General features: G+C 46.2%; 11 protein-coding genes. 3 read left to right on the forward strand and 8 right to left on the reverse strand.

Annotation, left to right across the window (positions count from 1 at the left end; all coding sequences use genetic code 11):
• Nucleotides 1-10 precede the first annotated feature (10 nt).
• The 4 genes from dld to QJR74_RS07180 all read right to left on the reverse strand — a co-directional run bounded on the left by dld (nucleotide 11) and on the right by QJR74_RS07180 (nucleotide 4,111).
• Nucleotides 11-1,708: a D-lactate dehydrogenase gene (dld, locus tag QJR74_RS07165; RefSeq protein WP_304373851.1), complete on the reverse strand. Its 1,698-nt coding sequence runs from the start codon at nucleotides 1,706-1,708 to the stop codon at nucleotides 11-13.
• A 113-nt stretch (nucleotides 1,709-1,821) separates the two neighbouring features.
• Entirely contained in the window at nucleotides 1,822-2,466 is a 645-nt protein-coding gene (nfsB, locus tag QJR74_RS07170) for an oxygen-insensitive NAD(P)H nitroreductase (protein WP_304373852.1), read from the reverse strand.
• A gap of 89 nt (nucleotides 2,467-2,555) precedes the next feature.
• On the reverse strand, nucleotides 2,556-3,176 hold the full coding sequence (locus QJR74_RS07175) for a trimeric intracellular cation channel family protein (protein ID WP_304373853.1): 621 nt from the start codon (nucleotides 3,174-3,176) through the stop codon (nucleotides 2,556-2,558).
• 125 nt (nucleotides 3,177-3,301) lie between these two features.
• On the reverse strand, nucleotides 3,302-4,111 hold the full coding sequence (locus QJR74_RS07180; protein ID WP_304373854.1) for a shikimate 5-dehydrogenase: 810 nt from the start codon (nucleotides 4,109-4,111) through the stop codon (nucleotides 3,302-3,304).
• A 204-nt stretch (nucleotides 4,112-4,315) separates the two neighbouring features.
• Here QJR74_RS07180 and ada point away from each other — a divergent pair, with 204 nt between their 5' ends.
• Nucleotides 4,316-5,383 (forward strand): bifunctional DNA-binding transcriptional regulator/O6-methylguanine-DNA methyltransferase Ada, encoded by a 1,068-nt coding sequence (gene ada, locus QJR74_RS07185; protein ID WP_304373855.1) that lies wholly within the window; start codon nucleotides 4,316-4,318, stop codon nucleotides 5,381-5,383.
• 23 nt (nucleotides 5,384-5,406) lie between these two features.
• On the opposite strand, the gene pmrB is transcribed toward ada, so the two are convergent.
• The 3 genes from pmrB to eptA are packed head-to-tail and all read right to left on the reverse strand — an operon-like array spanning nucleotide 5,407 to nucleotide 8,764.
• Nucleotides 5,407-6,471: a two-component system sensor histidine kinase PmrB gene (gene pmrB, locus QJR74_RS07190; RefSeq protein WP_369685587.1), complete on the reverse strand. Its 1,065-nt coding sequence runs from the start codon at nucleotides 6,469-6,471 to the stop codon at nucleotides 5,407-5,409.
• Nucleotides 6,468-7,136, reverse strand: coding sequence for a two-component system response regulator PmrA (gene pmrA / locus QJR74_RS07195; RefSeq protein WP_304373856.1), 669 nt, complete (start codon nucleotides 7,134-7,136; stop codon nucleotides 6,468-6,470). The genes pmrB and pmrA overlap by 4 nt, the downstream gene beginning before the upstream one ends.
• Nucleotides 7,133-8,764, reverse strand: coding sequence for a phosphoethanolamine transferase EptA (eptA, locus tag QJR74_RS07200; protein WP_304373857.1), 1,632 nt, complete (start codon nucleotides 8,762-8,764; stop codon nucleotides 7,133-7,135). Before eptA ends, pmrA begins: the two co-directional genes overlap by 4 nt.
• 113 nt (nucleotides 8,765-8,877) lie before the next feature.
• Here eptA and QJR74_RS07205 point away from each other — a divergent pair, with 113 nt between their 5' ends.
• Nucleotides 8,878-9,693 carry a sugar phosphate isomerase/epimerase family protein gene (locus tag QJR74_RS07205; protein WP_304373858.1) on the forward strand — a complete coding sequence of 272 codons (816 nt, stop codon included), beginning with the start codon at nucleotides 8,878-8,880 and terminating at the stop codon, nucleotides 9,691-9,693.
• Between the two features lie 64 nt (nucleotides 9,694-9,757).
• Here the strand turns inward: QJR74_RS07205 and QJR74_RS07210 are convergent, their stop codons facing one another.
• Nucleotides 9,758-11,215: a catalase gene (locus tag QJR74_RS07210; protein WP_304373859.1), complete on the reverse strand. Its 1,458-nt coding sequence runs from the start codon at nucleotides 11,213-11,215 to the stop codon at nucleotides 9,758-9,760.
• A 174-nt stretch (nucleotides 11,216-11,389) separates the two neighbouring features.
• On the opposite strand from QJR74_RS07210, the gene QJR74_RS07215 reads away from it, so the two are divergent.
• Nucleotides 11,390-12,619, forward strand: a complete 1,230-nt coding sequence (locus tag QJR74_RS07215) for an MFS transporter (protein WP_304373860.1) — start codon at nucleotides 11,390-11,392, stop codon at nucleotides 12,617-12,619.
• Nucleotides 12,620-12,621 lie beyond the last annotated feature (2 nt).

Below are 12,621 nucleotides of genomic sequence, written 5' to 3' on the forward strand. Positions count from 1 at the left end.
CCCTGATATTTTATTGCCAAAACTTACGCCGACTCGTTTTACCAATCCCAGGGTTACAACTATTAGTCGGGTCGAGTGCTCGCCAGTGTTGCTGATAGTCTTCTTTAGCTGAATAGAGATGACCCACATTGTGCTCAGCAGGATAGCGAGCACCACGTTGCTCAATATAATCAATTACTTGCTGTTTGAACTGCTTCCCATCAACGCCAGGTTTTACGATATAGTCCTGATGATTCACTAGGCAGAAGAAATGTCCACAACAGGAGTCTGCTTGAATTTGGGCTTTAAGGTGAGCAGGAAGATCGAATAACCATTGATCGTCATTCCGTCGCAATGCCGCATCGAATGCGATAAGACGCTCGTTAGGATCAAGACCAAGGTAATCACAATAAGAAATTGCCGCCCCGCCAACCGCGAAACGAATTAAAAAGGCGTCTTCGGCTTCTTTTTTATCACAGATAAAATAGCCGCCTTGATGCTCAGAAAAAAAGGTATCAAGCAGAGAGGTTAATTCTGTAGCTTGTTCAGAATCGGCTTTAATCAGAAGATGATGTTGATAACGATGCCGATAGTCCATGATACGCTTGGCGACGAGAGGGGGCGTTATCTGATTGAATCCCTGGATTAACCGGTCAGTTAAATTGGTAGGTAAGTATCTGAAATTTTTGATCTTGATATCCCATTTCGCTTTTCTCGCCATTAGCCCCGGGATGGATTGGGGTCCAAACTGGCGTATAGCCAATATCATATGCTTAGCGTAGCGCAAGGTCATATCGAAGGCGTTAGCATGAATATATTCGGCCTGGATGGGTAGTTGATCAAGCTTAGTGAGTAGGAAACGTCGTAGCGCTATCAGCTCTTTTTCATCATTAGTCCCAATATACCAAGTCTCTGTTCCTTTACTGGCAGGAAATGTGGCAAGCCTCGCGGCAAAAACAATAATTTTACCTGCACAACCAGCACTATCATGTAAATAATGCGGATCGCCATTAAAGCGCGCAGGAGATGCCGAATCGGTATCACGCAGTTTCTCGGCATAATCCTCGGCCCAGATCTTTCCTTGCCAGCTGTCAGTGTCACCGGTAGTAAACTGCTTCAACTCGAGATTTTTTAAGATCTCTTCTGGCGTTGTTCCTAATTCTATCCCGAGATGATTAACCAGGCTTATCTCGCCTTGTTCGCTGATCTGGGCGTAAAGTGACTTTTCAGTAAAGGCTGGCCCACGCCGGATAAGTGACCCACCTGAGTTGTTACACAAACCTCCGATAACCGAGGCACCAATACAGGAGGAGCCAATAACGGAATGTGGCTCACGTTGTAGCGGTCGCAAGGTATCTTCTAACTCGGTGAGCGTAGAGCCGGGATAAGCGATGACTTGTTTGCCGTCATCGATGACCTGAATACCTTTCAGACGGCGTGTACTAATAATAATGACTGGCCGGTCATAATTATTACCATCAGGAGTCGAACCGCCGGTGATACCGGTATTTGAGGCTTGCATTAAAATAATAACGTCTGCGGCAACGCAATGTTGCAACACTTGCCAAAGTGCAGTTAAGGATTCGGGTATAACAACGGCGAGCGCCTCGCCTTGGCCGACACGAAAACCGGTCGTGTAAAAGGATTTATCATCTGGTGAGGTTAAGACGTTCTTGTTACCGACGATACCCGATAACAAGGGTAGCAATCCTGAAGCTTGTTGTTCCATATCTGCATGATCCTTGCCGCTAAGAGATAGGAAAACAATATACCTAAATACCTTGAGGGGAAAGGGGGCTGAAAATCAAGAATTCGGTAATCGTTATCGATTACCGAAAAAACTTATAGCTTAGTGATAATTTTATCGAGAGGAAAACGAGACTTAGGTAGCTGAGCATTGAAATCAGCATCACTGTTGTACCCGACAGTTGCCATGACGACACTATGCAAACCTTGCGCTTCTAACCCAAGTATACTGTCCATTTTTTGAGTATCGAAGCCTTCAATTGGCGTGGCGTGCAGCCCTAATGCAGGGGCACCTAATAGTAGAAAGCCTAGAGCAATGTAAAGCTGACGTTCCATCCACTTATGCTGAAACTCAGGTGAATGCGCGACATTATTAATATAACCCCGACGACCAGCGTCATTTTTCTGGCGAGCTTCCGTATCGCGGAAACGGCCATCTTGCGCTTCTTGTGCCACTAACGCGTCTAAGTGTTGCTCACTGATCCCATTAATACTGGAAAATACGATGGCGAGAGGCGCTTGCGCCACTTTGGCTTTATTCAGATCAAAGATAGCAGGGGCGATTTTCTCGCGGCCAGCTTCAGTGGTGATGACATGAAAGTGCCAACCTTGTAGATTGAGCGTAGAAGGACTGTTTTGTAATAACGACAGGACATCCGCTAACTGTTGGTCACTCAGTGACCGTGAGGCATCGTAGGCTTTTGTGGTAAAACGGTTAGCAGCCAGTTCAGTAATATTCATGGTGTAGGAAACCCTTAAGCGAGAATTTCTCAATACGTTAATGATTTATCTTGTGTAGAGCAATACACCAAGCACATAGGGTTAACTGATTAATCGAGATATTTATTGGCGATGGTTTTCAGCGTGATGTTATAGCGAAGGGAAACCATTCGAATCGCCGTACAACTACCTATCGCAAGCCAAATACTATATTGAGGTGGAATGATACCAGAAGAACCTAATATCTGGATGCTGGCACCAATCAGCGCCGCGCTGGCATAAATCTCTTTCGTTAGGATCACAGGGGACCTACCGGTGAGTATATCCCGAATACATCCGCCCCCTACGGCGCTTATGCATCCCATCAATATAGAGAAAAAGACCTCATGGGTAAGCATATACGCCTTATTTGCACCAAAAGCAGCAAAGAATCCCAACCCTAACGCATCAAAAAACAGTGCGGGCTTTTCGAAGGAAAAGACAATTTTTTGAAAAAAGCTGATAAGCATGATGGCGATGACAACACACACTAGGTACTCGACATTGATTAATCCTGCTGGAGGTGTTGCACCTAAGCAAATATCTCTCACACAGCCGCCACCTACCGCTGTTACAAAAGCTAAAACAAATACACCAAACAAGTCAAAGCGATGCCTAACGCCGACTGTCGCGCCACTTAGTGCAAAAACAAAAGTACCAAATACATCAATGAAATGTAGAAGAACAGTCATGGCTTAATCGCTCATAGCAGATTAGGGAGTACCATCAAAAAAATGGCCTCGACGAAACCGGCAGATAATATGCCATAACGGGCACGGAAAAAAGTCTTCCCGTGCCGGTAAAGGGATAAGTTTTTTTATTGACGGGAGAAAGCGGAGGCTTCTTGCATTAATGCATCACTGGGTCTGACCCCCGTGTAAAGCGCAAACTGCTCCAACGCCTGCAGTGCGATCACTTGATCACCACTCAACACTTTTTTACCAAGTGTTTGCCCTTTTTTTACCAAAGGCGTCTGTGCGGGAAAAGCAACCACATCAAAAACCGTCTCAGCCGCGTTAACGATTGACTCTGCAAAAGCCAGCGTTTCACTTTCTGTACCACCACTCATACCAATAGGCGTGACGTTGACAATAATATCCGCAGGTGTCGTGTCATTCGGCGACTGATAGCGGTAATGATATTTATCCGCGAGCGCTTTACCACTCTGTTCATTGCGCGCCATAACACTGAGCTGTGTAAATCCGGCATCGTGAAACGCGGCAACTACCGCTTTAGCCATCCCGCCAGCACCTTGTACCAAAACAGTTTGTGAAGGGTCTGGCAGATGGTCGGTAATTAACTGACGGATCGCCAGAAAGTCAGTGTTGTAAGCGGTGAGTACACCTTTATCATTAACGATGGTGTTTACTGAATCGATCGCTTTGGCAGAATCCGTTAAATGGTCAATAAAGGGGATGCAGCTTTCCTTAAAAGGCATAGAGACTGAACAACCACGAATACCTAACGCCCTAACACCTTTGATAGCCGCCTCAATGTCGGTAGTTGAAAAGGCTTTGTAGATAAAATCAATATCGAGTTTTTGATAAAGATAGTTATGAAAACGGGTGCCTATATTACTGGGACGGCCGGAAAGAGAAATACAAAGTTGGGTGTCTTTATTAAGCATCGTTCAGTCCTAGTCATAATATATAGCGATATTATTATCAGTGAACCGATCCCATTGGAAGATGAACACTAAAAAAATGCGACCTAGAAAAAAAATTGGTGAATAGTTAACCAAAAAGTTGGGTGGTGTAAAAAACGGATATTATTGAGCCATACAATCCTCTATCGTTTATCTCAATCAATCTTCGCCAAGAGTAAAGCTGTTATGGATACATCACACTACCTTGATGATGACGCACGCTGGCAAGCCTTGAAAGCTCGTGATTTAGCCGCCGATAACGATTTTGTCGTCGCGGTACCTTCTACTGGCTATTATTCCCCCCCCAGTCAGATACTGATTTTACCCGCGAGGGATAATGTTGAATTTTTCAGGGATGGTGAGACAGCAGAAGCGGCCGGCTATACGCTCAGCGAAGTCCTTTCCTCGCCCAAGATTTATCCCGAAAAATGGCTGAGGATCGTGAAAAAAAGTTGTTTTCTTATTGAATCAGCGGAGCAGTTACCGGATCTTTCGACGCTTGCCAAATACTGCGCAGTGAGTGGTGGCTACCTTCACCGTATTTTCAAATCAGTAACGGGACTAACGCCGAAAGCCTACAGTGAAGGCTTACGTGCTGCTCGCTTACGAGAGGAACTTAATAAGCCGCAGCAATCGGTCTGTGAGGCAATTTATCAAGCTGGATTTAACGCAAACAGTCGATTCTATGAAAATGCCTCACAACGTCTTGGAATGTCCGCTAAGCATTATCGACGTGGTGCTGCAGGCGTGACCATTTACTTCGCTTTGGGCCAATGTAGTCTGGGTTCAGTACTGGTCGCGCAAAGTGAAAAAGGCGTTTGTGCAATTAGTTTAGGGGATGAGCCAGAGTCGTTAATCACTGAGTTTCAACAACAATTCCCTCATGCTACTTTGATGGGAGGGGATACGCATTACGAACATCTTGTGGCACAAGTGATTGGATTTATCGAGCAGCCTAGTACGGCGTGGGATTTGCCTCTGGACATCAAAGGTACCGTCTTTCAAGAGCGCGTATGGCGAGCGTTACAGGAAATTCCACTCGGTACAACGGTGAGTTATACCGATATTGCCGAGAAACTGGGTTCCCCTAAATCTGTACGGGCTGTTGCGCAAGCTTGTGCGGCCAATCGACTGGCTATTGTGATCCCCTGTCATCGCGTGGTCAAACGCGATGGCCAGCTATCAGGTTATCGGTGGGGAGTCGCCCGTAAAGAGGCGCTATTACGACGAGAAAAAAACGCTAATAAAACTTAGCCTCATCCCTCGACATGTGGCGTTTACTGAGGGATGACGACACTGGCACGGCAACCGGTAGGGACTAGATTCGTCAGGCTGAACTGGCTACGGTGTAATTGACAGATACGCTGTACAATATTCAACCCCAAGCCGATACCATCGTATCGACGATCCATTCGGACAAAAGCTTTATTGAGTTCAGTTGCCTTGTTGAGATCTATACCGGGTCCTTGATCATCAATCTCAATAACAATACGTTGCTGCTGAGAGGTAACCCTTAAAGTAATTACCGACGCTTCAGGGCTGTAACGGTGAGCATTTTGGATAAGGTTTTGTATTACCATCTGCAACAGGGTGATATCTCCCCGCACTTGAGGTGTATTATCTGGAAGCTCCACTTTTAAAGATTGATGTCGTTGGGCCAATTGGCGTTGAAATTCGGGCAACATAGGTACTATAACCGCCGCCACTATATCGAAATACTGATAGCTGCCGGCGGCAAAAGACTGGCCAACCCGAGCCAGTTTAAGTAATTGAGCAACACTTTCGGTCATTTGATCTAATCGCAACAGCAAATCTTCTAAGTTGAGTTGATGCTTCTTCTCGATCAATTGCAGATGCAATCGTAGCCCGGCCAGGGGAGTGCGCAGTTCGTGAGCTACGTCAGCGGTGAAAAGTCTTTCTCGTTCTAAGGTAACGGTCAGTCTTGCCATCATAGTATTGATGGCCTCAACGACGGCGCTAATCTCAGTATACTCACTGATTGCGGAGAGCGGTTCGAGATTTTCTTCCGAACGCTGAGTTAACGCATTACTTAAATCGGCTAAGGGTTTGGTGACTCGTCTGATGGCATTGAAACAGAGTAGTAAGCAAGCAATGATAATCAGTAGCGAGGGGACGGCTAGACTTGCCACCGCTTCATGCACCTCTTTCTCATAGTGGCGATGACGGTCGTGATGATTGATAGCACTTTGCACCAAGATTGTCACTTGTTCACGGCTTTCGTGCCACAGCCAGAGTATGCTAACCACCTGGCAAATCACGATGATTGACCCCACCGTCAGCATAAGTTTCCAACGTAAGGTAGTCGGGGTGAAGGATTTCACAATATCTCCTGTGTCCTTATGGAATACCCAAAACCTCGTAGGGTTTGAATACGCTGTTTGCCAATTTTATCCCGTAAATTATGGATATGGACTTCAAGAGAATTAGTAGAGGGTTCGTTATCCCAGCTGTAAATATCACTATAAAGCACATCGCGATGGACAGGTTGATTCACCTTCAGCATCAACCGCAATAAAATGGCATATTCTTTCGGGGTTAATTCGAGTAGTTGTTCCGCTAGAAAAGCTTGCCTATGACCTATATCAATAGTGAGATCATCGACTTCAAGTCGATTATCCGATTGTTGATGAAAACGACGGATTAATGCTCGACTCCGTGCCAACAGTTCTTCCAGTGCGAAGGGTTTGATAAGGTAATCATCAGCGCCACTATCCAGCCCCACAATACGATCTTCTAAGGTATCTCGAGCGGTCAGGATGATAGTGGGAAGTGTATTTTTTTGTCTTCGTAAACGCTTCAAAAAGGTTAAGCCATCCCCATCCGGAAGCCCAAGATCCAGTAGGAGTAAACTGTAAGATGATGTCTCCAAAAATTGTTCGGCACCCTTTATGCCATTTACGGCATCGCACAGGTAGTTTTCGCTTTGCATGGCCAGTAACATCCCCTGCTGGAGCAGGGGATCATCTTCGATGATTAAGACTCTCACGCTTTACCTCGACAGTGGGTAAGTAAATCGAGTTGGGGTTGGTATTCCTGGGTTTGGACACCAAACAACCCTAAAATTGTCGGGAACAAATTATCTTGTGAGGTTTGCATAAGTTTAGCCTGATCAACCATACATTTCTGATCGACAGCATAACGTTGCTGATAGTCTGGGGAAAGCCAAATTAATAATGGCACATGTTTCTGCTGAATCGGTGCAATCATGTAAGGCAGTCCATGCAAATAAACGCCATCTTCGCCCAACGATTCGCCATGATCTGATAAATAGACTAAATTAGTGGTAAAACGTTGTGAATTTGCTTGGAGAAGATGAATACCTTGATCAACCATCGCATCCATGTAACGAATAGTATTGTCGTAGGTATTCACCAGCTGTGCGGTAGAACAGTGTTGTACCTCATTAGTATCACAGGTCGGAGTATAATATTTAAAGGAATCTGGGTAGCGGTGATTATAGGTTGGTCCGTGGCTACCAATAGTATGCAACACGATTAACGTATTACCGTTTTGTTTATCAATATAACTCTGTAAGTTATGAAACAGCAGTTGGTCATAACATTCGCCATCGATACACATACCAGGTAGATTCTGCGAGGTCATCTCTTCGGTTGGAACTCTGATACAAGCGCCCTTACAGCCGCCATCGTTTTCACGCCATAGCACGTTGATGCCAGCACGCTGTACAATATCCAGCAGTCCCTCACGATGATTTGCGAGTTCATCATTATAGTGGTCGTGGCCCATTCCCGAAAACATACAGGGCACTGACACGGCAGTCGACGTACCACAAGACATAGTGTTTGGGTAATAAATCACTTTATCTTTAGCTAAAAGAGGCGTTGTTTGCCGTGAATATCCCGCAAGTCCAACATCTTGCGCACGCGTTGTCTCGCCCACTATGAGTATGGTTAACGTCGGCTTACCTGTTAAGTGGGTAGAGAGTTGGTGAGCGTCTTCCCCAAAACGGATTAAAGGGAGATTCGCCGTCCGCTCGTGTTTATACCAAGATAACGCTGCCGCGATACCATTTGATGGGCTTAGATAGGTAATCAATTCGCGATTATTACGAAACAGCGAAGCATAATCTTTATAGAAACTGTTTGAAATTAAATAGGTTCCGGCTGCGGAGACTAACAATGCGATTAATGCCCAGCTGATGCGCCGCAGAAACGGTTGGCGTGTCAAACGCCGTACGATGAACAATACGATAATTGGGATAATGGCGGTCACAATAAAATAGCCAACCATCTGCGGCGTTACCAACGCGAAACTCTCTGCCGCGGTGGTATTCGCCATATTTGCGACCATCGATCTATCGACAATAATTCTGTAACTACTCATAAAATATTGGGCGCTACTCGCGAGCAAGATAAACAGTACCGCGATAGGAAAAGCCAGCCAAACCACTTCGGCCAACATTAATAGGCTAAATAATACAAAAAAGGAGACCCAGGGCATGCTTAGCAAGAAAAGCCAGGTATGACTGTTAGTTGGGTGAACAAGCCGATAAGCCTGTTCGAAATAAGGAATATTTAAACACAACGTGATGGCAGCTGCCGTCAACGCATTGATTACGGGGTGCGTTAAGCGTGTGGTGAACCAACTCTTCATAGCTGAAATCCGGACTTATCATCGAAAGCTGGATTATCGCTGATTGACCTTAAGATAATCTTAAGCCACGCCTAAGGTCTATAATTATGACACGTTATTGAAAGGAGAGAGACATGTCATTCATGAGATCCAATCCGCGTTTTCTGAACACCGTTCTGCTCGGGGGGACTTTTACGCAGAAACTTAATGCTATTGCAAAAGCTGGATTTGATGGGGTTGAAGTATGGCAACAAGATGCTGAAAAAGCGGTAGCTGAAACGCAACAACAGCTAGATGCCTTATCGCTTACACCTACTGATTATCAGGTATTAATAGACTTCGATGGGGCCGTAGGTAACAAGCGTGATGAGAAACGCCGTGAAGCCTTGACCATGTTAGCGACGGCACACGCGATAGGGAGCCCGATGATTTTGGTGGCGGCGAATACTGCAGAGTGTGACAAGCAAAATATTATTAAGGATATTAAGTGGCTCTGCCAGCAAGCGAGTGAGCGGGGGTTACGGGTAGCATATGAAGCAATGTCATGGAGTACCGAGATTGACCAGTGTGATAAAGCTTGGCAGATTATTCAGCAGGTTGATGAGGAGAATCTCGGATTAGTTATTGACGCCTTCCATATCTTTGCCTTGCGCAGGACACTTCAAGACCTGAAAGACATTCCGGTGAAGAAAATCTTCTTGGTTCAGTTATCCGACATTGAGATGCCGCAAGACACTAATAAGCTTAAACAGATCGCGCGGCATCAGCGCATGTTGCCGGGTGAGGGTAACTTCCCGTTAACGGAATTAGTCGTCTACCTAGATGAACTTGGCTATTCGGGTCCGATTGGGTTAGAAGTATTTAATGATCACGCTGCTGAGCAGAATTGCTTAGACGTTGCACAACGTGCCAAAGAGGCGTTAGAAAAAATATTGCTCAAGGGCAGTTAAGTTTCTACAGGGTAGAAAAAGGATCTTTGTAAAAAAAGCCCCGCTGTGCGGGGCGTTATCTCAACTATTGAGAGGACTTCACCTTATCGGCGATACGGTCACCAATAGTTTGGTCGATGGCGCGCCAGTAGTTGAAGGCACGAGAGAGCACCGGCTCTTTCACACCATTAAGCAAATGACCTGCAACATTATTCACTAAACGATCACGGCCGGCATCGTCCAGTACTTGGTTAACCAGAGCGTTCGCTTGCCCATAATCGTCATCTTCTGCATGTAAAGAGTAGGGCGCACGGAGTTGTTCACCCTGTGCAGACCAGGTGGAGTCGGTAGGGTAACGCTCCCCGTCCGCAGCCGGGCCACCTTTACTGTTCGGGGCATAGACCGGGTCACTTACCGGTTGCATACGCATCGCACCGTCTTTACTGTAGCTATTAACCGGACAACGCGGGCTGTTAACCGGAATTTGCTTGTAATTTACGCCTAACCGCGCACGGTGAGCATCGGCATAGGCAAAGATACGACCCATCAGCATTTTATCTGGGCTGAGGCCAATACCGGGCACTAAGTTATTGGGTTCGAACGCGGCCTGTTCGATCTGTGCATGGTTGTCGGTAGGATTCTGATTTAAAGTAAGTTTACCTACCTTGATCAGCGGATAATCTTTATGCGGCCATACTTTGGTTAAGTCGAATGGGTTAAAGCGATAATCATCAGCATCAGCGAACGGCATAATTTGCATATACAGCGTCCAGCTGGGGTTGTTGCCCTCGGAAATCGCGTTATACAGGTCACGAACATGGAAGTCGCCATCTGCTCCGGCTAACTTATCGGCTTCATCTTGAGTCAGGCATTCGACCCCTTGATCCGTTTTGAAGTGATATTTCACCCAGAACTTCTCGCCTTCAGCGTTGACCCACATATAAGTGTGGCTAGAGTAGCCATTCATATGGCGCCAGCTTTTCGGAATGCCGCGGTCGCTCATTAGCCACGTGACTTGGTGAGCGGATTCAGGGGATAAGGTCCAGAAGTCCCATTGCATATCATTATCGCGTAGATTGTTATCGGCGCGACGCTTTTGCGAACGAATAAAATGCTGGAATTTCATCGGGTCACGTACGAAAAAGACCGGCGTATTGTTGCCGACCATATCGTAGTTCCCTTCGGTGGTGTAAAACTTGATCGAAAAACCCCGTGGATCACGCCAAGTGTCTGGGCTACCGCGTTCACCTGCTACCGTTGAAAAACGCATAAGTACGTCAGTTTTAACGCCAGGTTGGAAGAGGGCAGCTTTAGTGTATTGACTTACATCTTCTGTAACTTCGAAATGGCCAAACGCGCCGCTACCCTTGGCATGGGGCTGACGCTCTGGAATCCGCTCACGGTTAAAATTCGCCATTTGCTCGATAAGATAATGGTCGTGCAAAACAATTGGACCATCAGGGCCAACAGTTAAAGAGTGTTCGTCACTTGCAACGGGAATTCCAGCATCGGTGGTTGTTATGTTTCTTTTTTGATCGCTCATCACTACCCTCATGATTTTTTATTTTTTACATTGCTCACTTTAAGCGTAGACAAAAATCCGCCGACAAGACATTTTATTTCACCTTTCACTGCGATAAGTGTTATCAATGGTAAGGCAAAGTTCGTGATATGCTAAGCATCCTTATTATCAGTACGCTTAGCTTGGAGCTAATTCTTGAATCCTGCAGCCTCCCAATCCTCCCCATTTAGTCACAGCGGCTTTCGGCATTACCTGATCGCACAAACCTGTTCATCGCTGAGTTTTCAAATCGTTTCCTTGGCTGTCAGTTGGCAAATCTATGCCATCACCCACAGCGCCTTTATGTTGGGGATGATTGGTCTAATGCAATTTTTACCCTCGGTGTTATTAGCGCTACCGGCAGGTCATCTTGCCGATCAATATAATCGCAAAACATTGATTGTTGTTGGGCAAGTGGTCGAGTGTTTCGCAGTAGTGGGGCTCATTGTATTACCGTTGATGTCTTGGCTCTCTACCCCAGCGCTATTAGGTTTAGTAGCGCTATTCTCCATTGCGAAAGCAGTGGAAGGTCCAGCCAATACTTCGTTATTACCTGCGCTGTTACCGCCTGAACTACTCTCAAAAGCCATGGCGACTAACCAAGTTTTTCGTGAGGCGATGGTCATTGCAGGACCCATGATTGGGGGCCTTCTATATGTCTATTCACCACAAGCCGCATACGGGGTCGCTGCGTTGGCTTATTTAATTGCCTTGGTAATGATTGCGACCGTCCGCTATGTTCCTGTTGCCTTAACACGTCTGCCCATGACGATGAAAAATCTCTTTGCTGGATTACATTTTATCTTTGAGCGGAAAGATGTTTTGGGCGTGATTTCGTTAGATCTTTTCGCGGTGTTACTCGGTGGTGTCACGGCATTATTACCGATTTTCGCACAAGATATTTTGCATACCGGCCCTTGGGGACTCGGGGCGCTGCGCGCAGCACCCTCTGTGGGAGCTTTATTGACCGGCATCTGGGTCAGCCGTCGCGTATTTACCCGCCATACTGGGTTAATCATGTTTGGTTGTGTTGCCGGTTTCGGGGTTGCGACGCTTGTCTTCGCGCTATCTCACACTATTATTTTATCGTTGATAGCACTGGTGGCACTCGGTGGTTTCGATATGGTGAGCATGGTGATAAGAGGGGCGATGGTTCAACTGGATACACCCGATGCTATGCGCGGCAGAGTCAACGCTGTCAATTCAATCTTTATCAATACATCCAATCAATTCGGCGAATTTGAGACAGGTGTGCTGGCGAGCATGTTAGGGACGGTTCCGGCAGCAGTCGTGGGGGGAGTGGGAACCTTGATCGTTGTCGCGGTTTGGATGAAGCTATTTCCAAGTTTACGTCGTCGTCAACAATTGACGCAGTCTATAGAATAACG

It is taken from the genome of Tatumella ptyseos (assembly GCF_030552895.1).
GTDB classification, from domain to species: domain Bacteria; phylum Pseudomonadota; class Gammaproteobacteria; order Enterobacterales; family Enterobacteriaceae; genus Rosenbergiella; species Rosenbergiella ptyseos_A.

Coding starts and splice junctions, on each gene's coding strand:
- QJR74_RS07205 (WP_304373858.1), top strand. CDS start 8,878: ATGTCATTCATGAGATCCAATCCGCGTTTTCTGAACACCGTTCTGCTC.
- QJR74_RS07210 (WP_304373859.1), bottom strand. CDS start 11,215: ATGAGCGATCAAAAAAGAAACATAACAACCACCGATGCTGGAATTCCC.
- nfsB (WP_304373852.1), bottom strand. CDS start 2,466: ATGAATATTACTGAACTGGCTGCTAACCGTTTTACCACAAAAGCCTAC.
- dld (WP_304373851.1), bottom strand. CDS start 1,708: ATGGAACAACAAGCTTCAGGATTGCTACCCTTGTTATCGGGTATCGTC.
- ada (WP_304373855.1), top strand. CDS start 4,316: ATGGATACATCACACTACCTTGATGATGACGCACGCTGGCAAGCCTTG.
- QJR74_RS07175 (WP_304373853.1), bottom strand. CDS start 3,176: ATGACTGTTCTTCTACATTTCATTGATGTATTTGGTACTTTTGTTTTT.
- eptA (WP_304373857.1), bottom strand. CDS start 8,764: ATGAAGAGTTGGTTCACCACACGCTTAACGCACCCCGTAATCAATGCG.
- QJR74_RS07180 (WP_304373854.1), bottom strand. CDS start 4,111: ATGCTTAATAAAGACACCCAACTTTGTATTTCTCTTTCCGGCCGTCCC.